The sequence below is a fragment of the Aliivibrio sp. EL58 genome (assembly GCF_900312675.1).
Classification (GTDB): Bacteria; Pseudomonadota; Gammaproteobacteria; order Enterobacterales; family Vibrionaceae; genus Aliivibrio.
In genome coordinates, this window is the sequence record NZ_OMPC01000009.1 from 614,868 (window position 1) to 636,981 (window position 22,114).

20 protein-coding genes are annotated in these 22,114 nt (G+C 38.8%); 9 read left to right on the forward strand and 11 right to left on the reverse strand.

Translation table 11 applies throughout. The features are described 5' to 3' along the window. Positions 1-5 precede the first annotated feature (5 nt). Genes ED622_RS13710 through ED622_RS13730 form a run of 5 tightly spaced genes read left to right on the forward strand, consistent with a single transcriptional unit; the run spans position 6 to position 3,779 of the window. Positions 6-689, forward strand: a complete 684-nt coding sequence (locus tag ED622_RS13710) for a MotA/TolQ/ExbB proton channel family protein (RefSeq protein ID WP_122034930.1) — start codon at positions 6-8, stop codon at positions 687-689. Further along, positions 686-1,105 carry a biopolymer transporter ExbD gene (locus ED622_RS13715; protein WP_122034932.1) on the forward strand — a complete coding sequence of 140 codons (420 nt, stop codon included), beginning with the start codon at positions 686-688 and terminating at the stop codon, positions 1,103-1,105. Before ED622_RS13710 ends, ED622_RS13715 begins: the two co-directional genes overlap by 4 nt. Further along, the gene (locus ED622_RS13720) at positions 1,102-1,950 is read left to right on the forward strand and encodes a hemin ABC transporter substrate-binding protein (protein WP_122034934.1); all 849 of its coding nucleotides are present in this window, start codon (positions 1,102-1,104) and stop codon (positions 1,948-1,950) included. Before ED622_RS13715 ends, ED622_RS13720 begins: the two co-directional genes overlap by 4 nt. 12 nt (positions 1,951-1,962) lie before the next feature. After that, positions 1,963-3,000, forward strand: a complete 1,038-nt coding sequence (locus ED622_RS13725; RefSeq protein WP_122034936.1) for an iron ABC transporter permease — start codon at positions 1,963-1,965, stop codon at positions 2,998-3,000. Further along, the gene (locus tag ED622_RS13730) at positions 3,000-3,779 is read left to right on the forward strand and encodes a heme ABC transporter ATP-binding protein (RefSeq protein WP_122034938.1); all 780 of its coding nucleotides are present in this window, start codon (positions 3,000-3,002) and stop codon (positions 3,777-3,779) included. The genes ED622_RS13725 and ED622_RS13730 overlap by 1 nt, the downstream gene beginning before the upstream one ends. Before the next feature lie 86 nt (positions 3,780-3,865). On the opposite strand, the gene rplT is transcribed toward ED622_RS13730, so the two are convergent. From rplT to ED622_RS13780, 10 genes are all read right to left on the reverse strand, one after another. After that, entirely contained in the window at positions 3,866-4,219 is a 354-nt protein-coding gene (gene rplT / locus ED622_RS13735; RefSeq protein WP_122034940.1) for a 50S ribosomal protein L20, read from the reverse strand. 40 nt (positions 4,220-4,259) lie between these two features. Then, positions 4,260-4,454: a 50S ribosomal protein L35 gene (gene rpmI, locus ED622_RS13740; protein ID WP_005419080.1), complete on the reverse strand. Its 195-nt coding sequence runs from the start codon at positions 4,452-4,454 to the stop codon at positions 4,260-4,262. Positions 4,455-4,562: 108 nt separating this feature from the next. Next, the gene (gene infC, locus ED622_RS13745; protein WP_122034942.1) at positions 4,563-5,114 is read right to left on the reverse strand and encodes a translation initiation factor IF-3; all 552 of its coding nucleotides are present in this window, start codon (positions 5,112-5,114) and stop codon (positions 4,563-4,565) included. A 3-nt stretch (positions 5,115-5,117) separates the two neighbouring features. Then, entirely contained in the window at positions 5,118-7,046 is a 1,929-nt protein-coding gene (thrS, locus tag ED622_RS13750) for a threonine--tRNA ligase (RefSeq protein ID WP_122034944.1), read from the reverse strand. Between the two features lie 228 nt (positions 7,047-7,274). Continuing rightward, on the reverse strand, positions 7,275-8,021 hold the full coding sequence (locus ED622_RS13755; protein WP_122034946.1) for a sporulation protein: 747 nt from the start codon (positions 8,019-8,021) through the stop codon (positions 7,275-7,277). A 25-nt stretch (positions 8,022-8,046) separates the two neighbouring features. Continuing rightward, positions 8,047-9,129: a site-2 protease family protein gene (locus ED622_RS13760; protein ID WP_122034948.1), complete on the reverse strand. Its 1,083-nt coding sequence runs from the start codon at positions 9,127-9,129 to the stop codon at positions 8,047-8,049. 56 nt (positions 9,130-9,185) lie between these two features. Further along, a complete protein-coding gene (locus tag ED622_RS13765) occupies positions 9,186-10,370 on the reverse strand; it encodes a multidrug effflux MFS transporter (protein WP_254052635.1) in 1,185 nt (394 codons plus the stop codon). A gap of 77 nt (positions 10,371-10,447) precedes the next feature. Then, a complete protein-coding gene (gene yqfB, locus ED622_RS13770; protein ID WP_122034950.1) occupies positions 10,448-10,765 on the reverse strand; it encodes a N(4)-acetylcytidine aminohydrolase in 318 nt (105 codons plus the stop codon). Between the two features lie 71 nt (positions 10,766-10,836). Then, the gene (gene yegD / locus ED622_RS13775) at positions 10,837-12,189 is read right to left on the reverse strand and encodes a molecular chaperone (RefSeq protein ID WP_122034952.1); all 1,353 of its coding nucleotides are present in this window, start codon (positions 12,187-12,189) and stop codon (positions 10,837-10,839) included. Between the two features lie 61 nt (positions 12,190-12,250). Continuing rightward, on the reverse strand, positions 12,251-12,799 hold the full coding sequence (locus tag ED622_RS13780; protein ID WP_122034954.1) for a phosphatase PAP2 family protein: 549 nt from the start codon (positions 12,797-12,799) through the stop codon (positions 12,251-12,253). A 209-nt stretch (positions 12,800-13,008) separates the two neighbouring features. On the opposite strand from ED622_RS13780, the gene ED622_RS13785 reads away from it, so the two are divergent. After that, the gene (locus ED622_RS13785; protein ID WP_122034956.1) at positions 13,009-13,716 is read left to right on the forward strand and encodes a DUF3581 domain-containing protein; all 708 of its coding nucleotides are present in this window, start codon (positions 13,009-13,011) and stop codon (positions 13,714-13,716) included. Positions 13,717-14,240: 524 nt separating this feature from the next. On the opposite strand, the gene gyrA is transcribed toward ED622_RS13785, so the two are convergent. Beyond that, on the reverse strand, positions 14,241-16,877 hold the full coding sequence (gene gyrA / locus ED622_RS13795) for a DNA topoisomerase (ATP-hydrolyzing) subunit A (RefSeq protein WP_122034958.1): 2,637 nt from the start codon (positions 16,875-16,877) through the stop codon (positions 14,241-14,243). Between the two features lie 324 nt (positions 16,878-17,201). Between gyrA and ubiG the strand changes: the two genes are divergently transcribed. The 3 genes from ubiG to nrdB all read left to right on the forward strand — a co-directional run bounded on the left by ubiG (position 17,202) and on the right by nrdB (position 21,987). Then, positions 17,202-17,906 (forward strand): bifunctional 2-polyprenyl-6-hydroxyphenol methylase/3-demethylubiquinol 3-O-methyltransferase UbiG, encoded by a 705-nt coding sequence (gene ubiG, locus ED622_RS13800; RefSeq protein WP_122034960.1) that lies wholly within the window; start codon positions 17,202-17,204, stop codon positions 17,904-17,906. 498 nt (positions 17,907-18,404) lie between these two features. Next, positions 18,405-20,681, forward strand: a complete 2,277-nt coding sequence (nrdA, locus tag ED622_RS13805; RefSeq protein ID WP_122034962.1) for a class 1a ribonucleoside-diphosphate reductase subunit alpha — start codon at positions 18,405-18,407, stop codon at positions 20,679-20,681. 172 nt (positions 20,682-20,853) lie between these two features. Beyond that, on the forward strand, positions 20,854-21,987 hold the full coding sequence (gene nrdB / locus ED622_RS13810) for a class Ia ribonucleoside-diphosphate reductase subunit beta (RefSeq protein ID WP_122034964.1): 1,134 nt from the start codon (positions 20,854-20,856) through the stop codon (positions 21,985-21,987). Positions 21,988-22,114 lie beyond the last annotated feature (127 nt).

The window sequence follows — 22,114 nt, forward strand, 5'->3', positions numbered from 1 at the left end:
TAACTATGCTTAACTTTTCACACTTATATTCACAACTTGGCATTATGGCTTTCCCTCTAATAGCTTGTTCATTGCTCACTCTCGCCTTATTGCTAGAGCGAACCATTCAACTTTTACTTTTTTCTGGCTGCTCTCATAAAAAAATACAGTCAACATTAAGTGAATTAGAAAAAGACGATGCACAAGGAATTCAATCATTTATTAAAGAGTTAAAAAAACGTCGTGCCCTTTCAGCAAAAGGCAATGCCATGCTACTTGCTCATCGTGATTTTGAAAAAGGGTTACGAGAGGATGTGGCAGGATTATGGCTTCAAGAAAAGCGCCATCAATTACGCTCTGGACTCCGCCTTTTAGCACTTATTGGCATGATAAGCCCATTATTAGGGTTACTAGGTACCGTTCTTGGTCTGATTGATATGTTTAAAGATGTCGCAGCAACAACAGGCTCTATTACACCGAATATTCTGGCTGATGGGCTAGGACTTGCGATGCGAACGACTGCAATTGGTTTGATCATAGCTTTACCTGCGATCGCAAGCTCACAACTTCTGGGACTATGGGCTGATCGTATATTGTCACGTTTAGAGCATTCATTAAATTACACAAATTTATGGATTGAAGGTGTGTTCACATCAAATAATTCAGTAAGTGAAAACATCCAACATAAAATCATCAAGGTAAATGCATGATTAAGTCTCCTTCACCCCATACTGAAGAATCCATTCAGCCTGACCTCACGCCTTTGCTCGACATTATTTTTATCGTAATGGTCTTTTTATTACTAACCGCAACGGTGAAACTTCAATCTTTAGAAGTGAGTTTACCAACGGCAGACACAGAATCTGTAAGCGACATCGATAATAAGTCTTTTACTATCAATATATTAGAGCAGCCACCTTATTGGGGATTAGATGGCCATTCTTATTCAACTTGGCACTCTTTTACTCGCGTATTACTACAAAAAGTAAAAAACAACCCAGAGTTTCAAGTGGTCATCGCCTCTGATAAAACGGCTGAAATTCAACACATGGTTAAGTTATTAGCCTTTTTACAAGACAACAATATTAAAGCGACTCAAATTTTAATGGATGAAAATAAATCATGATTAACTCAAAATTCACCTCAGCCCTACTTGCTTTTACGCTTATCTCTAGCTCTTCTATTGCTCTGGCTCAAGAGCGAATCATTAGTGCTGGTAGTGCTGTAACTGAATTAATTTACGCGTTAAATGCTCAAGATTCTCTCATAGCTGTAGATGTCACCAGTAAAATGCCACAAACAGAGCCGTTACCAAAAATTGGTTATCATCGCCAACTCTCTACTGAGGGTTTATTAGCTTTACAACCAACTCAAATTATTGGCTCTGATGAGATGGGACCACAAACGACATTAGATTTACTGGCTCAATCCGATATAAAAGTAAATGTGGTAAACACAAAGCCTACGATTACTGGTCTACTAGAGCGTATTGATGAAATAGCGTTACTCACCCATCATCAAGAAAATTCACAACAAATTAAAGATAAAGTAAATAAAAAAGTCGCTCAATTGAAAAGTAATATTCCAGTTAAAACTAAGCAGAAAAAAGTACTTTATTTATTGTTACATGAAGGACGAGCGCCTTACGTAGCAGGAAGTGATACCACAATGGATGAAATGATCCGCCTTGCTGGTGCAATTAATCCTGCTCAACCGTTAATTTCATCTTTTAAGCCCCTCTCTATAGAAGCAATGATCTCAATGCAGCCTGATGTGATTTTGGTTAGCAATCGCAGTTTAGTTAAGTTAGAGGGTATTGATAACATCATTAAATCCATTCCTACCTTGGCATCAACTCCTGCTGGTATCAACAAACAAATCATCGGAGTTAGTGGTTCCGCACTCGTTGGTGGGCTTGGTTTAGCTACGCTTGATGAAGCCGCTCGTCTTAATACTCTGCTTTACCCATAGGATGAATGCATTATGTTGTTGAAATACATTCCTTATTCAAGGTTATTAAGCCTTAGTGCTTTTTTTCTTGTCTTTATTGCTCTTAGCTCTATTGCGACAGGGCCAATGAATATTAGCTTAAGTGACAGCTTTAACAGCTTGGTGCCTTGGTCTAGTATTGAGACGCCTGCTCATATTGATTTAATCATTCATCAAGTTAGATTGCCTAGAACCCTATTATGTATGCTTGTTGGGGCTATTTTAGCGATTTCAGGGGTGGTGATGCAGGGGTTATTTCGTAATCCATTAGCCGAGCCTGGTATTATAGGCGTGTCTGCTGGTGCTGCGCTTGGTGCTGCAATGGCTATTGTTCTTTTTTCTTCTTTGGCTGAACAATACCCTGTCTTTATGAATTTTGCAGCCGTACCCATCTTTGCCTTTCTTGGTGGTGCGATTACAACTTTGATTGTCTATCGGTTAGGAACCAGTAAGTTCGGTACCTCTATTACGGTTATGCTGTTAGCAGGTGTTGCCATTAGTGCCTTATCTGGAGCTGGGATTGGCTATTTAAATTTCATCGCTGATGATCAAATGTTGCGTGACCTTTCTTTGTGGTCAATGGGTTCCCTAGCAGGAGCAAAATGGCCTGATTTATTTTTGGCTGCCGCTGGCCTTATCATTCTGCTCTCTCTCTTTATGCGAAACGCATCGGGGTTAAATGCATTATTACTTGGTGAAGCAGAAGCTAAACACTTAGGGATAAATGTTCAATCATTGAAAAAACGTATGATCATTTTAAGTGCGGTTGGCGTGGGAATAACTGTCAGCTTATCTGGCATGATTGGCTTTATTGGTCTGATTATCCCTCACCTTGGACGCATGATCGCAGGTCCTAACCATAAAACATTACTGCCTCTCTCAGCGCTTCTAGGTGGTCTATTACTGACTTGTGCAGACATGTTTGCCCGCGTTGCAGTTAGTCCTGCCGAACTTCCTGTTGGTATTGTGACTGCAATTATTGGTGCACCTTTCTTTTTATATCTACTTTTTACTCAAAGAGGAAAGATCTAATGCACGATCACTCTGTCGCTATTTCAGCAAAAAACATCTCTTATCAATTAAATAATAAAATCATTTTAGATGATATCAATTTAGATCTTCATTGTGGGGAGGTTACAACACTACTTGGCCCTAATGGAGCCGGAAAGAGTACTCTACTTAAGATATTGTGTGATGAAATTGAATCTAACAATGAGATCCGTTATTTCAATAAGAAAAAAGAAAGGTGGAATAAATCATTATTAGCACAACAATTAGGTATTCTCCCTCAACAAAGTAGCCTCTCTTTTGCATTTAGTGTGAGTGAAGTGGTAGAGCTTGGCGGTTTACCTTTGGATCTTCCCAATAAAACATTAGCACCGCTTACACGATCAATGATGAAAAAAACAGGGATCGAGCATTTAGCGGAAAGACTCTACCCTTCTCTCTCTGGTGGTGAAAAGCAGCGTGTACATTTAGCTCGCGTGCTAACGCAAGTAAGCCAGTACCAACAAAAAATAGTCATGCTCGATGAGCCAACTTCGGCATTGGATCTTTCTCATCAACATAATACATTACGTTTGGCTCGAGAATTAGCTGCGGAAGGAGCTGCCGTTGTAGTGGTATTACATGATTTAAATTTAGCGGCTCAATATTCAGACAGAGTGATCGTATTGAAAGATGGAAAACTACAAGCGGATGGGAGGCCTTGGGAGGCGATAACTACAGAAATGATTGAAGATGTTTACGGACATAAAACGTTAATACAAGCACACCCAATGTATGATTTTCCTGTGGTGTATGCGGCTTAGATTATCTATTCTTCAAATTACAGGTATAAAAAAAGGAGAGCTAGTGCTCTCCTTATTTAGTCTTAAAGCCTTTGAAACTGTTCTAATTAAAGAGCAGCTTTCGCCTTAGCAACAAGAGCAGCGAATGCCGCTTTGTCGAATACAGCGATGTCAGCTAGGATCTTACGATCGATTTCAATAGATGCTTTCTTAAGACCGTTAATGAAACGGCTGTAAGACATCTCGTTTTGACGAGCTGCAGCATTGATACGAGCGATCCAAAGTTGACGGAAAACACGCTTTTTGTTGCGACGGTCACGGTAAGCATATTGACCTGCTTTAGTAACTGCCTGGAAAGCTACACGGTAAACACGTGAACGTGCTCCGTAGTAACCTTTAGCTTGTTTTAGAACTTTCTTATGACGTGCACGAGCTTGTACACCACGTTTTACGCGAGGCATTGTGTCTCTCCTAAACTAAAATTAAAATAAATACTAAAAATTATGCGTATGGAAGCATACGTGCAACTGCTGCTACTTCACATTTTGGAAGTAGAGAGTTTGGACGAAGCTGACGCTTGTTTTTAGTAGTACGTTTAGTCAGGATGTGACGTTTCGTAGCGTGCTTAAATTTGATACCGCCAGCAGTTTTCTTAAAACGCTTAGAAGCACCTTTGTTCGATTTCATCTTAGGCATGATGAATATAACTCCGCATTGTTGCGTGATTAAACATAATAGTAATTAGGCGAATAAAACAGGATAACTGCGAGCAGCTACCCTACTTTACTACTTGAATGCACTAAATTACTTCTTCTTAGGGGCCAACACCATAATCATCTGGCGACCTTCAATTCTCGTTGGGAAAGATTCAACTAGAGCAAACTCTTCAGTATCCGCTTTCAAACGATTAAGAACGTCAACACCGATGTTTTGGTGAGCCATTTCGCGGCCACGGAAGCGAATTGTTACCTTCACTTTGTTGCCGTCTTCAAGGAAACCAGTCAGGTTGCGTAGTTTTACCTGATAGTCTCCAATATCAGTTCCAGGTCTAAATTTAATTTCTTTAGTCTGAACCTGTTTTTGCTTCTTCTTCTGTTCTTTAGCAGCCTTGGCCTTTTCGAAGAGGAATTTGCCATAGTCCATCACACGACAAACTGGTGGCTCGGCATTCGGGCTGATTTCAACTAGATCGACACCTGCTGCAAGTGCAACGTCTAACGCTTCATTTAGTGAAACGACACCAACTGACTCGCCATCTAGACCTGTAAGGCGCACTTCTTTAACGCCATTAATCTCACCGTTTAGACGATGAGCATTTTGTTTTGCCGGTTGCTGGCCTCTTTTTCCGCCTTTAATACCTTATTCCTCCACAGTATTGAGCGTTCGGGTACTAACTTCTTGCTGCAGGAATGCAACAAAATCATCAATTTTAAATTTACCCAAATCTTTACCTTTGCGAGTACGTACTGCTATTTCTCCGGCTTCCATTTCTTGGTCACCACAAACAAGCATATACGGAACGCGCTTCAAAGTATGTTCCCTGATTTTAAAGCCAATCTTCTCATTTCTCAAGTCCGCTTTGACTCTAAATCCATTTTTTTGCAGTTTTTTTGCAATTTCTTGTACATAATCAGCTTGTTTGTCTGTAATGCCCATTACAATTGCTTGTTCTGGCGCCAACCATGTTGGGAAAAAGCCTGCGTAGTCTTCAATTAAGATACCGATGAAACGCTCAAGAGAACCTAAAATCGCGCGGTGAATCATCACTGGTGTGTGACGTTCGTTATCTTCACCTACGTAAGTTGCCCCTAAACGCTCTGGTAATGCAAAATCGAGCTGTACTGTACCACATTGCCACGCACGGTCCAGACAATCATGCAAAGTAAATTCAATTTTCGGTCCGTAGAATGCACCTTCACCCTCTTGAAGCTCATAAGCGATATTCATCGACTCTAGAGCAAGGATTAAATCTGCTTCTGCTTTGTCCCACATTTCGTCAGAACCCACACGTTGTTCAGGACGTGTAGATAACTTAACTACGATGTTTTCAAAACCAAATGTAGTATATGTATCATAAACCATTTCGATACAAGACTTCACTTCAGCTTGTACTTGAGCTTCTGTACAGAATACGTGTGCATCATCCTGAGTAAAGCCACGAACACGCATGATGCCGTGTAGAGCGCCTGATGGCTCATTACGGTGACATGAACCGAACTCAGCCATACGTAATGGCAGATCACGGTATGATTTCAGACCTTGGTTAAAGATTTGAACATGACCTGGGCAGTTCATTGGCTTAATTGCGTATTCACGGTTCTCAGAACTTGTTGTGAACATCGCTTCTGCGTATTTGTCCCAGTGACCAGAACGCTCCCAAAGTACACGGTCCATCATTAATGGGCCTTTTACTTCTTGGTAATCGTATTCTGTTAGTTTTTCACGGATAAATACTTCTAACTCACGGAAGATAGTCCAACCGTTGTGGTGCCAGAAAACCATACCCGGAGCTTCTTGCTGCATATGGAACAGATCAAGGTGCTTACCAATTTTACGGTGATCACGCTTTGCTGCTTCTTCTAGGCGGATAAGGTGTGCTTTAAGCAGTTTCTTATCTTGGAATGCTGTGCCGTAGATACGTTGAAGCATTTTGTTGTCGCTATTACCACGCCAGTATGCACCAGCTACACTCAGGATCTTAAAGTTCTGGCAGAAGCTCATGTTTGGAACGTGAGGACCACGACACATGTCGATGTATTCTTCATGGTGGTATAACCCTGGACGATCGTCTTTAGATACGTTTTCGTCAAGGATTTCAATTTTGTAAGTTTCGCCACGAGCATCGAATGCATCGCGAGCTTCTTGCCAGCTTACGTTCTTCTTGATTACTTGATACTTGGTTTTAGCAAGGTCTTTCATACGCTTTTCAATCTTATCAAGATCTTCTTGCGTTAAAGAATGCTCCATATCGATATCGTAGTAGAAACCGTTATCGATAGTAGGACCAATCGCCATTTTAGCTTCTGGGAAAAGCTGCTTAACTGCGTGACCTAAAAGGTGCGCACAAGAGTGGCGAATGATTTCTAAACCATCTTCATCTTTTGCTGTGATGATTTCAAGTTGTGCGTCATTTTCAATTAAATCACACGCATCAACACGAACACCGTCAACACGACCAGCGATACAAGCTTTCGCAAGACCTGGGCCGATGTCAGCAGCAACATCCATAGTAGAAACAGCATTATCGAATTGACGTTGAGAACCGTCTGGAAGAGTAATTACAGGCATGTTTTATCCTTTACAGTGGTGTCGCACACGAAGCGACACATGCTAAAAATTAATAAGTCTAAATAATAGATTGTCTATATATGATGTAAGGATCAATCAACCACACAAAGGTCGGGAACACTTACAAGTCGGACATTGTACGACTCTTAATCAGCTAATGCAAAAAAGAATCGAGATCACAAAAATGATATCGATTCTTTTATTATATTTGAAAATAGAAAGTACTAACTACACACGCAATATTTTTTGCACCGCATTATGAATTTCTGTACTTGAAGCATTTGTATTTAGTGAAAACGACACATATTGATCACCTCTGTTAAACCCCATCGAACGATCGACTTCCGCTAAACAATGAAGAACTTGCCCATCGAGAATAAATGACAACTCAATCTCTTTTTTATTGATGAATCCGCTACTTCTAAATTCAATCTCTTGGTAACCACCCGAATGAGATTTAAAGTGACCACCATTAAGGTAACCCTGCTCGACATCTGCTTTCACCATACTAAAGCCTGCTTGCTCTATTTGATGAATGATCGTCGCAGCAACGGTCATTGGTTTAACAATTAGTAAATCACGATCGGTTGGATCAATTGCAAAATCAATATCTAATACGGTCTCAACCCAAACATCACAATGATTATTACGAACATTCAATGCTGTGATCGGCGTTTCATCTGGCAGTTTAATCGTGAATCTCATCTCCTGCTTCTCCCCTGCTTGGATCACAAAAGGATTCACTGCTTGAGTATGAAACAAGGTCAATGTTTGATAACTAGTACCGTTATCGTTTTCTACTTTAACTTCTGTATTGAGCTTTAGGTGAATCGCATCAATCTGCTGTTCAACATCACCACCTTGGATATGAACAGTCCCTATTAGTGTGTCACCTTGAAATAACTCTGGATTTTCTAAAATGGTATCTACCTTTGCGGCACCTATACCTAATGAGGCTTTTAATTTTTTAAACATACCTGTGTCCTTTTAAATGTTTAGATTACGTTCCTAAAATCTGCATTGGTAATTGTAACAATGCATCACCGCTACTAGCGAAATACCAAATAATCGCGATAAGTGAACTTACTAATCCTACGTACCATGCTGTTGATACAATCTGTCCATACTTATCTAATGGTAATAAATGGCTATGATGACGAGCACGCCACTCAAATACTATTTCAAGACTTCCCATAATAAGTAAGAAACCAAAAAGTGCGAGTCCTAATTGGTAACTCAATATGACCCCACTAATTGCAGCCAACGCACACAAGGTTATACCTAGCTTACTGTTCATTGAAAAGCTAATACTCTTAAGAACATGGCCTCCATCTAAAGGAAGTATTGGCAGCAAATTAAATAGATTTAAGAAAGCATTAAATACAGCAAGACCCGCAAAGAACATCTCACCGGTAATCCAATAAACAACCATTAATATTAATGAGAGGATCAAGCCAAAAAATGGACCCATGATGGAGATAACCACATCCTGCCAACGCGTGTTTATTTTCTCATCGCTAAGGGCTAATCCCCCTAAAAATGGAATTAAATAAATACCTTTCGTTTTCATTCCAAAGTATTTCATTGCTCGAATATGACCATACTCATGAAACACAAGACAGGCAATTAGTGATAATGCAAATTCAATAGAGAATAACCAGGAATAGGCGGCAATACTGGCAGAGGCCAATACTACTTTGATCAGCTTTACGCTTTTTAATGCTTTCATTCCTAATGAGACAAGACCAATTAGGCTGAATTTTCGTTCTGCTTTAATTGGTGTATGTGGCACTTGTTGTTCTATATCTTTAGTATTACGTGAGCCTTCAGCTATTAGTTCATCATCAACCATTGCTCGATATTCAATTAAAAACGGCTGCCATGTCACTTTCGCCTCTAGACGACAAGTGATCACCACCTCTCCATTATTCAACTGAAACTCATGTACATAATGATCTTGATGATCAGCAGAAGCCGCTTGTTGAGCGACTAGAGTGTTATTCCAAAAGACTTGTTGCCATCCAGCCATTGAACCTTCTAAGCGTAATGGTTGCCCTAGAAAGTTAATTGATAATAATTCCATTATTTACCTTAAAATATAGATGATTATATTGTTTTTTTTAAAGGAAGCGTCAATCGCTATTGTTCTTCCAATATAGAGAAACCACGATAAATATTACACACAGTGATGACACCAAATACAACAATAACGATTGAAAGGTGCCATACCGCATTCAAGCCAATTTTTACTAGTAACATACTGACTAAGGCCGAAACTATCATTTGCCCTCCACCAGACATAGCTGCCGCAGCCCCTGCTTGTTTCTTATAAGGCTGCATTACCATCGCTTGAGCACACGGTAAAGCAATACCATTCCCCAAGATCATTAAACCTTGCCCAAGCATTAAATACATCGGTTCTAATGGCACTAAAAATAGCCATATAGCCGCAACAAAATGCAAGACAGGAGTACATAGCAACATATTCTTTGTGCCAATTTTAGGCCGGACGTGATTACAAATACTTGTTCCTAATAGCATTCCAATCGCTGGAATTAACGCCCATACCGCATATTTAGCAGAACTCATACCAATTTGATTTTGCATAATAAAAGGCATGACAGATACCGTGGTGATCATTAACGTAAAATTAAGCCAACCAATACTCGCAAAGCTTATAAAGTAGCGAGACGTCAATAGGATCCAGTATTGATTTATTATTTTTACAGGAGACGGTATCGAAGATATCTGAGTTAACGTTTCTTTGAATTGAACTAGAATCACGACTAATGCGATAACTACATAGCCAAATAATGAAACAAAAATAATACTCCATCCAAAATGATAATTAATAAACCCGCCGATAACGGGCGCTATCATTGGCGTTATCGATGCAGCCATAGCTATATACGACATTGCTACAGGTAACTCGGCCCCATTAAATCGATCTCGCGTAGAGGCTCTTGCTAAAACCGCACAGCACCCAGTCCCAAGCCCTTGTAGAAAACGGCCAAAAATAATTCCTTGGAAGCTATGCTGAAATATAAGAATAAAAATAATGCCAAGTAAAGCAATAGACAAACCAAAGATTAATACTTTTTTGCGCCCTAAAGCATCAGACACTGGCCCATAAATAAATTGAGACGGTCCAAAACCCAATAAATACACACTAACCAACAGCTGTGTTTCATTAAGACTAATATTAAAATCTTTTGCTATCCAAGGTAATGATGGGAAAACCAATCCCATACTTAACTGGCCAATACTAATAATTAAGCATGCAAGTAAAATGCTTTTCATATGAGTGTTAAGAATACTACTCATTATTATACGACTGCCATTCCATGTTAATACCTACTCCCTCATGGCATTAATATCTTCATATTATCTTATTGAGCTGTTTATACTAAATGATAAGAAACAACGTAAAGCTGACCTTTATTAGGATAGATCTCTTCAATGATGTTTTTAAGCTCTTCTAATGTCATGTTTTCTTGTTCAGCATGATACTGATCCAAATCATCAAAGTTAATTGGATCAACAGCATCAATTGCTAATCGACAAAAGCGACGGTTATCTTCATAAGTACTGACTTCAACTTCAGTTCCTACCACGTAATCTTTTTCTGATTCGTCACGAATGGTAATAACTTTTTTCCCCGATAAAATATCAGATTCAAAACGTTCAAAAAAGGTCATGCTTGTTGGTGCTGATTTCATTGTCTTTTCCTAATGCAATTCGAGCTGCGACAATGCAGCTCGAAGAGAAATATTGATAAAAATACGTAACGTTAAGCGAAGCAGTAATTTGCCCAATGAGCCAAACCGGCAGTTACTGAGCCAAAGTAATTACCACCCACAATTTCAATGTTTGGTAGTTGTTGTTTCAATGCCGCTTGTAAAATTGGTGAACGAGCAGAACCACCAGTAACATAAATAATATCTGGTGTTTTACCTGCTTGCTGAATCGCTTCTTTTACTAGTTTGTTAATGTTTTCTTGTGGTTTAGCTATCGCTTCTATTAAATCTGACTGACTGATTGATAACGATAAACCTTCGTCTAAATAGCTTAAATCAACTGCATGCTCTAAATGCTCTGACAATGCAATTTTTGTTTGTTCAGCATCACGCAGTAATTTATAACTTAGTTTCTCATCGTACAATTTAATTAAACGAGCTAGTTTCTCTGGCTCTTTAGTGTCGTTCATCATTTGTAAAAGATGCTTACGGTTACCAAAACCAAAGAACTCCAACTGAGCTACAATATTATTAACTGCTATTGGGTTCCAGAACTGTGTCATTGGTAACTCAAGTCCTTTGTGCGTACGACTTTGAGATCCTAATAATGGCATTAATTGACGATGGGCTAAATGAATATCTAAATCATTACCACCAATTCGTGAACCACTGTGAGATAAGATCCCTTTGGTACGGTCATGATAATCACGCCATGATGGTCCCATTTGGATCATTGAACAGTCTGTTGTACCACCGCCAATATCAACAATAAGAACCGTTTTATCTTCATTAAGCGTTTGTTCGTAATCTAAACCTGCAGCAACAGGTTCAAATTGAAATTCAATATTCTTAAATCCTACACGTATAGCAGCACGTGATAAAATTGAAATCGCTTGACTGTTTGCCTCGTCACTTGCAGCACCTTGGAAGTTTACAGGACGCCCAATAACGGTTGATGTAATCTCTTGTTGAAGCTCTTGCTCTGCTTTATTTTTGATGTTCTTCATCATTGCAGTCACAAGATCTTCAAACAAACTCACCTGAACATCACGTAGACCTGAAACCCCTAAGAAAGACTTTGGTGATTTTACATAGTAAACATCTTCAGGATCTTCAATATAGGTATTTAATGCTGCTTGACCAAATGTCATTGATTCAGCATCAACGTCAATATCTTCTTCACGGTTAAAAGAGATTGCAGTATGAAGTAAACGCTCATTGATATCTGTACTTGGTTGAACACCCCAAATGCGGTAAAGATATTCAGAAACGGCTTCTCTTGTAGGCGCACATAATGCAGAAGGAATAAAAGTACTATCTCCTTCTAGCTTTAATAGCTTCGCTTGATTATCCAGAATAGTCGCCACTGAGCAGTTAGCGGTTCCGTAGTCAAATCCAATAAACATGTTGTACACCTAGCTTCGATAAAAGGGAGCTGATTTTACTCGCTTGTTACGCCTTTGCCAATCAAAATGAGAAAGATGCTGCAATTCCCACTTGATCTTGATTAATTATGGGCACAATCATCACTTGGTTAGTATCGATGTACTTATCTGTCACTAAATATTGGATGCTTGTTGCCAATACTGCACCAGCAATCACATCGCGCCAATAGTGATGTTCATTCTCTACTCTTGAATATCCAACTAAACCAGCCCCTATATAAGCAGGAAGACCATATTCCCAACCGTAGCGAAATTGCAAATAAGAGGCCCCTTGAAACGCAGCAGACGAATGCCCTGAGGGGAAGCTTAAATCATCCTCACCATTCGGTCGCTCTTCTCTTACTGTATACTTTAATGCTTGTGTTGCAGCTAATGTATAAGTTGCTCCTTTAGCAAACATCCAAAAGCCATCATAGTCTTCTTTATATAATGCAATGGAACCAGCAATGGCGGGAATTCCTACCGCTCCAATATTAGCTGCCATATCACCAGGCTGATTATCTTCTGCATACACAAAAGAACTCATTATGATCAATGAACTTGTTATTGCTATTTTTACTAACGGTTTCATTTTTAGCCTATATTTAATCAATCACAGTATTTAGGTGTTATTTTCGGATTATAACGAGTTGAACGTGAAGTAATTGTCAATTTATCTACAATTTGAAACGTTTAAATGACTGTTTTTACTTTTATTATGACTGGATAGACCATTTCATGATGATAGATTGGTTATACTAATGGTGTTATTTCATTATCTAGGTTTTTACCAAATATATTATGCAGTTAAATCAATATTTTTCACAAACAGATAATTCATTTGAATTTACCCGTCAACAAGCAAGTGACTTTGCGAAAAAAGTAGCTGGTGATTTCAATCCAATACACGACGTAGACTCTAAACGTTTTTGTGTTCCTGGCGATTTACTGTTTGCTGTTTTACTTTCTAAAACAGGCATTAGTAACAAAATGCATTTTGATTTTGCTGGTATGGTTGCTGGCGATACTGCTTTGCATATAAACCATACAGCCGAAGGTGAGTATTCTTTATCTGACGACAATGATAAACAGTACCTTCATGTTGAGCGTAGCGGTGAAAAGAATTTAGAACCTGAATTTATTGAACACGTAGTAAAACAGTATGTTCAATTTTCTGGAATGAACTTCCCTCACATTATGGTTCCACTAATGGAAGAGAAACAGTTAATGATTAACTGCCAACGTCCTTTAGTAATTTATCAAAGCATGGATTTAGAATTCACTCGCTTAGATATTACGGCGCCAAAAGTTGAATTTACTGGCGCAACGATGGACATCGAAGGAAAGCGTGGTCTTGTTAAATTAAACTTTAAATTTACTGAAAATGGTGAAGAAGTAGGTCATGGTACTAAACGTATGATCGCAACAGGTCTAAAGGCTTATGATCAAGTCGCGATTAATGATCTTGTAAATCGTTTCACCGCTTTGAAAGTGGCTTATAACAACTAGATTTATAACCCAATAAGTCATTTATAAAAAGGAGCATTTTTACTCCTTTTTTTTGCAAATAAAGCAAGATAAATCACGTTCTGCACTATTGTTTTACGATACATATCATAGGATACTTAGCTTAGACTTATAACGATTATGAATGCTACGAGCTTCATAACATTACGAAAGCTGGCTAGAATGAAATCAATAATTAATACAAAAGAGCAGAGCCAATTCAGGCGTTCTTCTTTATACGCTTCCCTTTTTGAACAAACAACACCTTCGTTGATGAATAATCATTATACATGCTGTGAGTGTTATGCTGCTTGGTACGGCAAACCTACCTGTATTGCATGTGGAAAAGATAAATTTGTAATTATTACAAGTTTATATTCTGAACGAGGAAAGTATGATGTTTTTTAATACCAACTGAATAAAGTCAAATTCTTTTCCATAAGCCTCATATCATACTTTAATTTAATACCAGACATAAAAAAGCCCGCTTATTTCTAAGCGGGCTTTTCGTACATTACAGTAAGATATTACTCTTCTGTTGTATCTTCATCAGATTCAGCTTGAGGCATCTCCGAAACTTCAGTATCTACTGTCGCTTCAGTTATCTCACCCTCTTCACCTTCAATGATTTCAAGCTCTTCTGGTTCATCAATGCGTTGTAGACCAACTACATTTTCATCTTCAGCAGTACGGATCAGAGTAACACCCTGGGTATTACGACCCACTTGGCTAACTTCTGATACGCGAGTACGAACTAGCGTACCTGCATCCGTGATCATCATGAACTCATCACCATCTTCAGTTTGAACCGCACCGACAACACTGCCGTTACGATCAGAAACCTTGATAGATACAACACCTTGTGTTGCACGACTCTTCGTTGGGTATTCAGAAAGTTTAGTACGTTTACCGTAACCATTTTCTGTAACTGTTAAAATGTCACCTTCATTTGAAGGAACAATTAACGAAACAACCTGATCTTCACCAGTCAGTTTCATACCACGAACACCCGAAGCAGTACGGCCCATTCCACGAACATGTTCTTCGTTGAAACGAACGACTTTACCTGCTTTAGAGAACAACATGATTTCATTTGAACCATCAGTGATATCAACACCGATTAATGAATCATCTTCACGTAGATTAACCGCAATCAAGCCATTCGCACGAACTTTAGCAAATTGATCCAGTGATGTTTTCTTAACCGTACCATCACCTGTTGCCATAAAGATAAATTTATCTTCAGAGTATTCAGATACTGGTAGAATCGCTGTAATACGCTCACCTTCTTCTAAAGGAAGAATGTTAACGATAGGCTTACCACGAGCAGTTCGGCTAGCTTGAGGAAGTTGGAATACTTTCAAGCTGTATGCTTTACCACGCGTAGAGAAGCAAAGGATATTATCATGAGTATTAGCAACAAGTAGACGCTCGATATAATCGGTGTCCTTCATCTTAGTTGCACTCTTACCTTTACCACCACGACGTTGAGCTTCGTAGTCACCTAAAATTTGGTACTTAACATAACCTTCACGAGAAAGCGTTACTACTACGTCTTCTTGTGTGATTAAGTCTTCCATGTCGATATCGTGAATTGCAGCACCAATTTCAGTGCGACGCTCATCACCATAAGTATCACGAACGGCTACTAATTCGTCACGGATAACTTCCATTAGACGTTCAGTGCTTGCAAGGATATGCATTAGCTCTGCGATTTCGTCCAATAAAGCTTTGTATTCGTCTAGAATCTTTTCATGCTCTAAACCAGTTAAACGGTGTAGGCGAAGTTCTAGAATTGCTTGAGCTTGTTGTTCCGTTAAGAAGTATTTGCCTTCACGAATACCAAACTCTGGCTCTAACCAATCAGGGCGAGCTGCATCTGTACCTGCACGCTCTAGCATGTCAGCTACATTACCAAGATCCCAACCGCGAGCGACTAGGCCTAGTTTTGCTTCTGCTGGCGTTGGCGCATTTTTGATAAGGTCAATGATCTCATCAATGTTTGCTAATGCCAGCGCTAAACCTTCAAGGATATGAGCACGATCACGCGCTTTGCGTAATTCAAAAATAGTACGGCGAGTTACCACTTCACGACGGTGATCAACAAAACACTTCAACATTTCTTTTAAGTTGAACAGTTTTGGTTGGCCGTTGTCTAGTGCAACCATGTTTACGCCGAATGTAGTTTGAAGCTGAGTTAATGAGTAAAGGTTATTAAGAACCACCTCACCTACTGCATCACGCTTACATTCGATAACAATACGCATACCATCTTTATCAGATTCGTCACGTAGTGCTGAAATGCCTTCTACTTTCTTATCTTTAACAAGTTCAGCAATTTTTTCAATTACACGAGCTTTGTTTACTTGATAAGGGATCTCAGTAACAACAATAGTTTCTTTACCATTCTTGTCAGCTTCGATATTTGCTTTAGAACGCATGTAAACTTTACCACGGCCTGTTTTATATGCATCAACGATGCCTTTACGACCACTGATTAATGCAGCTGTCGGAAAGTCAGGACCTGGAATGTAGTTTATTAGCTCATCGATGGTGATATCTTCATTCTCGATGAATGCTAAACAACCATTAACCACTTCAGTTAAGTTGTGAGGTGGAATGTTTGTTGCCATACCAACGGCGATACCTGATGCACCATTAACTAATAAGTTAGGAACACGAGTTGGTAATACCGCAGGGATTTGTTCTGTACCATCATAGTTCGGAACATAATCAACAGTTTCTTTGTCTAAATCAGCCAACAGTTCGTGAGCGATTTTTGACATACGAACTTCGGTATAACGCATCGCCGCCGCTGAATCCCCATCGATAGAACCAAAGTTACCTTGGCCATCAACAAGCATATAGCGTAGTGAGAACGGCTGCGCCATACGTACTATCGTGTCGTATACAGCACTATCACCATGTGGGTGATACTTACCGATTACGTCGCCGACTACACGGGCAGATTTTTTATATGGTTTATTCCAATCATTACCTAGTACATCCATCGCGAATAAAACACGGCGGTGTACAGGTTTTAGACCATCACGCACATCTGGAAGAGCACGACCAACGATTACTGACATCGCATAGTCTAGGTATGAACCTCGAAGCTCATCTTCAATATTTACGGGCGTGATCCCTTTAGCAAGATCGCTCATAGAGCCAATATCCCTCAAATTAGTTCTGTCGTACCAATATCAATTACTTTATCAATCATACTATCTATAAAGATAAAGTAATTGATACTGATAAACGTGCAAGATTACAAAATATAGCACATAACACTTCTATTTCGCATCGTTTTAATTCGTAAAATAGCTCTTAAGCTTAAGAATCCCGCGAAATCAGGAGCAAGTCACATCGTTAAGCGTCATATTCTTGAAAAACCTCAAAAATAGTGGTGAAAAAAACATCATTTTAAAGACTCTCTTTCTGTTTTTTTTCTGTATATAATAGAGGGAGTTAAAAAAGGAATATGAAGTATGACTCAGCAGTTAAATGTCGACCCGGCAGAAATAAAAAAATTCGAAGATATGGCGTCTCGTTGGTGGGATCTTGAAGGTGAGTTTAAACCACTACATCAAATCAACCCATTGCGTCTGAACTATGTATTAGACAATGCCAATGGCTTATTTGGTAAAAAGGTATTAGATGTAGGCTGTGGCGGCGGCATTCTAGCTGAGAGCATGGCAAATCAAGGCGCTGATGTTATCGGGTTAGATATGGGTAAAGAGCCTCTAACCGTTGCTCGTTTACACGCTTTAGAAACAGGTACTACATTAGAATATATTCAGTCAACAGCCGAACAGCACGCTGAAGAGAACCCTGAGACGTATGACGTTATTACTTGCATGGAGATGCTTGAACACGTTCCCGACCCTCTTTCAGTTATTCGCTCATGTGCAAAAATGGTTAAACCTGGTGGCCACGTATTTTTCTCAACATTAAATCGTAATATTAAATCCTACTTATTTGCCATTGTTGGTGCAGAACAACTACTTAAATTGGTTCCTAAAGGTACGCATGATCACGATAAATTCATTCGTCCTTCTGAGCTATTAAAAATGTTAGATCAAACCGCTCTACAAGAAAAAGGTATCACAGGTTTACATTACAACCCATTAACAGATGTCTATTCATTAGGCAAAAATGTGGATGTAAATTACATCGTCCATACTACTTTATAAGCCCCACTCAGCCACTTATCATATTTATCCCTCTTTATCTGTGTTCTTAATACAAATAAAGAGGGATTTTTTTGCTAAATCTCCTAATTCTTATCTTGTTTACTAAAGCTGCATTAATGCCAAATTTAGAACAACAAATCAGCAATTTTTTTTGATTCTTAGAGATCCACCGAAACCACAAAAATCAAGAAAAATATTTTTTTTACTGCCTACTTATCCACCATTCTGAAATACGTTATTTCCGATGTCTTGATATAGCTAATCTCACTCGGTTAGTGCCTACTTACTGTTTTTTTTAATTCATAGGTTATCCACAGGCCTCCCTCAATTTCAGACTTGATCACTGCTCATTTTATCATTATCTTGTAGTCAATTATTTATTAAGCCCTATATGTAGTGTTTAGTTGCAAATTCAACACTATGAGCTTGATCACAAATTAATAACGAAAATTACAAATATTACATCTTTCGTTCCTCATCCTAAGGAAAAGTAGACAAATGACTCATCAGCTTACCGTTACGAAGCGAAATGGCACCACAGAAAAGATCAATTTAGACAAGATCCATAAAGTGATCACCTGGGCTGCAGAAGGTCTAGATAACGTTTCAGTATCACAAGTTGAAATGAAGTCTCATATCCAATTCTATGAGGGTATGAAGACCTCAGATATTCATGAGACTATCATCAAAGCAGCTGCCGATCTTATCTCAGAAGAAACGCCAGATTACCAATATCTTGCAGCTCGTTTGTCTGTTTTTCACCTTCGTAAAAAAGCGTATGGCCAATTTGAACCGCCAACACTGTTTACGCACGTTAATAACCTAATCGAACTAGGTAAATACGATAAGCATATAGTAGAAGACTACACCGAAGCAGAATTCAACTTGATGGATCAAATGATCGATCATAATCGTGATATGGATTTCTCTTACGCTGCAGTGAAACAACTTGAAGGTAAATACTTCGTTCAGAACCGTGTAACGGGCGCGATCTACGAAAGTGCACAATTCCTTTATATTTTAGTGGCTGCTTGCTTATTTGCTAAGTACCCGAAAGATACGCGTCTTGATTACATTCAACGTTTTTATGATGCGACTTCTAAATTTAAGATTTCATTACCTACACCAATTATGTCTGGTGTACGTACTCCTACTCGTCAATTTAGCTCATGTGTACTTATTGAATGTGACGATAGCCTAGATTCAATTAACGCGACGGCAGGCTCTATCGTTCGTTACGTATCTCAACGTGCTGGTATTGGTATCAATGCTGGTCGTATTCGTGCTCTTGGCTCTGAGATCCGTGATGGTGAAGCTTTCCATACAGGGTGTATCCCATTCTACAAATACTTCCAAACAGCAGTAAAATGTTGTTCTCAAGGTGGTGTTCGTGGCGGCGCAGCAACATTGTTCTACCCTATCTGGCACCGTGAAGTAGAATCGCTATTGGTTCTTAAAAATAACCGTGGTGTAGAAGAAAACCGTGTTCGTCATATGGACTACGGCGTACAAATTAATAAACTAATGTACACTCGCCTTATTAAAGGTGGTCACATTAGCTTATTCTCACCATCAGATGTACCTGGTTTATATGATGCATTCTTTGCTGACCAAGTTGAATTTGAACGTCTATATGATATCTACGAGCAAGATACATCAATCAAGCGTGAAACAATAAAAGCGATTGATCTTTTCTCTTTGCTTATGCAAGAGCGCGCATCTACAGGTCGTATCTACATTCAAAACGTCGATCATTGTAATACACATAGTCCATTCGACCCAAGTGTTGCGCCTATTCGTCAATCTAACTTATGTTTAGAAATTGCTTTACCAACTAAACCACTAACACACGTTAATGATGAAGAAGGTGAGATTGCACTTTGTACTCTGTCTGCATTTAACTTAGGTGCGATTGAGAAGCTAGAAGAACTTGAAGAATTAGCAGAGCTTGCAGTACGTGCTCTTGATGCACTACTTGATTACCAAGACTACCCTCTTCCTGCTGCGTACAAATCAACAATGAACCGTCGTACGCTAGGTGTGGGTGTTATCAACTATGCTTACTACCTTGCAAAAAATGGCGTTAAGTACTCCGATGGCAGCGCAAACGGTTTAACACATAAAACGTTTGAAGCTATCCAGTTCTATCTTCTAAAAGCATCTGTTGGTTTAGCAAAAGAGCAAGGCGCTTGTCCTGCATTCAATGAAACAACTTATGCTCAAGGTATTCTACCAATCGATTCTTACAAGAAAGATATTGATAACGTATGTACTGAGCAATTACATTTAGATTGGGAAACATTACGTGAAGAGATCAAGACACATGGTCTACGTAACTCAACCCTGTCTGCATTAATGCCTTCAGAGACCTCTTCTCAAATCTCTAATGCAACGAATGGTATTGAACCACCACGTGGATTCGTATCAGTTAAAGCATCTAAAGATGGTATCTTGAAGCAAGTTGTTCCTGATTATGTAAATTTAAAAGATAACTATGAGTTACTTTGGAACATTGGTTCAAATGATGGTTACCTACAACTTGTAGGCATTATGCAGAAGTTTGTTGACCAAGCTATCTCTGCAAATACAAACTATGATCCTAACATTCAGCCAAACGGCAAAGTACCAATGAAGCTGTTACTTAAAGATCTACTAACTGCTTATAAATTAGGTCTAAAAACGCTGTACTACCATAACACTCGTGATGGTGCTAGTGACTCACAAGGTGATCTTGGACAAGATGACGACTGTGCAGGCGGCGGTTGTAAGATCTAACGTTTCACTTTAAAATTAAGCCCGCTTATGGCGGGCTTATTTATCTTTTAGCTCAAAAATCTATAATTATTAATCCAATATGTGCCTAAGTTCGTATAGGTATTTATCGGCATAATTTTTAAATTAAGAAGCCCTTATCTATTTCTTTGGCTTTAATCACATTGAGGTTTCCATGGCGTACAGTACTTTTCGACAAGAAAAAAATGATCAATTGAAAGAACCTATGTTTTTAGGTAATTCGGTAAACGTTGCTCGTTATGACCAACAAAAATTTCAGATCTTTGAAAAACTTATCGAAAAGCAGCTTTCATTTTTCTGGCGTCCAGAAGAAGTCGATGTATCTGGTGATCGTATTGATTACAATAACCTACCAGAGCACGAACAACACATTTTTATTAGTAATCTAAAATATCAAACATTGTTAGATTCTATTCAAGGTCGTAGTCCAAATGTCGCTTTATTGCCTTTAGTGTCTATTCCTGAATTAGAGACATGGATTGAAACATGGTCTTTCTCTGAAACGATCCACTCGCGTTCATACACTCATATTGTACGTAATATCGTTAATAATCCTTCAATAATTTTTGATGACATCGTTGAAAATGAAGAAATTCTAAAGCGTGCAAAAGACATTGCACACTATTATGATAACTTGATCCAAGCGACCAATGATTACCATCGTTTAGGTGAAGGTACCCATACCATCAACGATGAAGAAGTTATCGTCTCAAAACGTGAACTAAAGAAAAAACTTTATCTTTGTTTGATGTCTGTAAATGCACTAGAAGCAATTCGTTTCTATGTTAGCTTTGCTTGTTCTTTCGCATTTGCAGAACGTAAATTAATGGAAGGTAATGCAAAAATTATCAAACTGATCGCTCGTGATGAAGCGCTTCACTTAACCAGTACTCAACATATGGTTAACCTACTTCGTACAGGTCAAGATGATCCTGAGTTTGTAGAAATTGCAGCAGAATGTGAGCAAGAATGTTTTGATTTATTTAAAGCAGCCGCTGAGCAAGAAAAAGAATGGGCACACTACCTATTTAAAGATGGTTCAATGATTGGTTTAAATAAAGATATTCTTTGCCAATATGTTGAATACATTACTAACTTACGTATGAAGGCTGTTGGTCTGAGCAGTGCATATGAAGGCGCAACTCAAAACCCTATCCCATGGATTAACTCTTGGTTAAGTTCTGATAATGTTCAAGTTGCTCCTCAAGAGACTGAAATTAGTTCATACCTTGTTGGTCAAATTGATAATGACATGGATGACGATGACTTAGGTGACTTTGAGCTTTAAAACTCACAACTATTCATAGACATAAAAAGCCGAGTATTTTTACTCGGCTTTTTACATTCGACAATTTGACTTACACCACACTTTTTCATGATAAAAATCCCATTAGTGAGACTTTGCTTCATATAAA

Excerpts from the sequence above, each read along its gene's own strand:
- thrS (WP_122034944.1), bottom strand. The coding sequence starts at position 7,046 with ATGCCTGTAATTACTCTTCCAGACGGTTCTCAACGTCAATTCGATAAT.
- ED622_RS13760 (WP_122034948.1), bottom strand. The coding sequence starts at position 9,129 with ATGGAATTATTATCAATTAACTTTCTAGGGCAACCATTACGCTTAGAA.
- ED622_RS13780 (WP_122034954.1), bottom strand. The coding sequence starts at position 12,799 with ATGAAACCGTTAGTAAAAATAGCAATAACAAGTTCATTGATCATAATG.
- ED622_RS13710 (WP_122034930.1), top strand. The coding sequence starts at position 6 with ATGCTTAACTTTTCACACTTATATTCACAACTTGGCATTATGGCTTTC.
- ED622_RS13715 (WP_122034932.1), top strand. The coding sequence starts at position 686 with ATGATTAAGTCTCCTTCACCCCATACTGAAGAATCCATTCAGCCTGAC.
- nrdA (WP_122034962.1), top strand. The coding sequence starts at position 18,405 with ATGACTCATCAGCTTACCGTTACGAAGCGAAATGGCACCACAGAAAAG.
- ED622_RS13725 (WP_122034936.1), top strand. The coding sequence starts at position 1,963 with ATGTTGTTGAAATACATTCCTTATTCAAGGTTATTAAGCCTTAGTGCT.
- ED622_RS13785 (WP_122034956.1), top strand. The coding sequence starts at position 13,009 with ATGCAGTTAAATCAATATTTTTCACAAACAGATAATTCATTTGAATTT.
- ubiG (WP_122034960.1), top strand. The coding sequence starts at position 17,202 with ATGACTCAGCAGTTAAATGTCGACCCGGCAGAAATAAAAAAATTCGAA.
- rplT (WP_122034940.1), bottom strand. The coding sequence starts at position 4,219 with ATGCCTCGCGTAAAACGTGGTGTACAAGCTCGTGCACGTCATAAGAAA.
- rpmI (WP_005419080.1), bottom strand. The coding sequence starts at position 4,454 with ATGCCTAAGATGAAATCGAACAAAGGTGCTTCTAAGCGTTTTAAGAAA.
- ED622_RS13755 (WP_122034946.1), bottom strand. The coding sequence starts at position 8,021 with ATGTTTAAAAAATTAAAAGCCTCATTAGGTATAGGTGCCGCAAAGGTA.
- ED622_RS13765 (WP_254052635.1), bottom strand. The coding sequence starts at position 10,370 with ATGAGTAGTATTCTTAACACTCATATGAAAAGCATTTTACTTGCATGC.
- nrdB (WP_122034964.1), top strand. The coding sequence starts at position 20,854 with ATGGCGTACAGTACTTTTCGACAAGAAAAAAATGATCAATTGAAAGAA.
- yqfB (WP_122034950.1), bottom strand. The coding sequence starts at position 10,765 with ATGAAATCAGCACCAACAAGCATGACCTTTTTTGAACGTTTTGAATCT.
- ED622_RS13720 (WP_122034934.1), top strand. The coding sequence starts at position 1,102 with ATGATTAACTCAAAATTCACCTCAGCCCTACTTGCTTTTACGCTTATC.
- yegD (WP_122034952.1), bottom strand. The coding sequence starts at position 12,189 with ATGTTTATTGGATTTGACTACGGAACCGCTAACTGCTCAGTGGCGACT.
- gyrA (WP_122034958.1), bottom strand. The coding sequence starts at position 16,877 with ATGAGCGATCTTGCTAAAGGGATCACGCCCGTAAATATTGAAGATGAG.
- ED622_RS13730 (WP_122034938.1), top strand. The coding sequence starts at position 3,000 with ATGCACGATCACTCTGTCGCTATTTCAGCAAAAAACATCTCTTATCAA.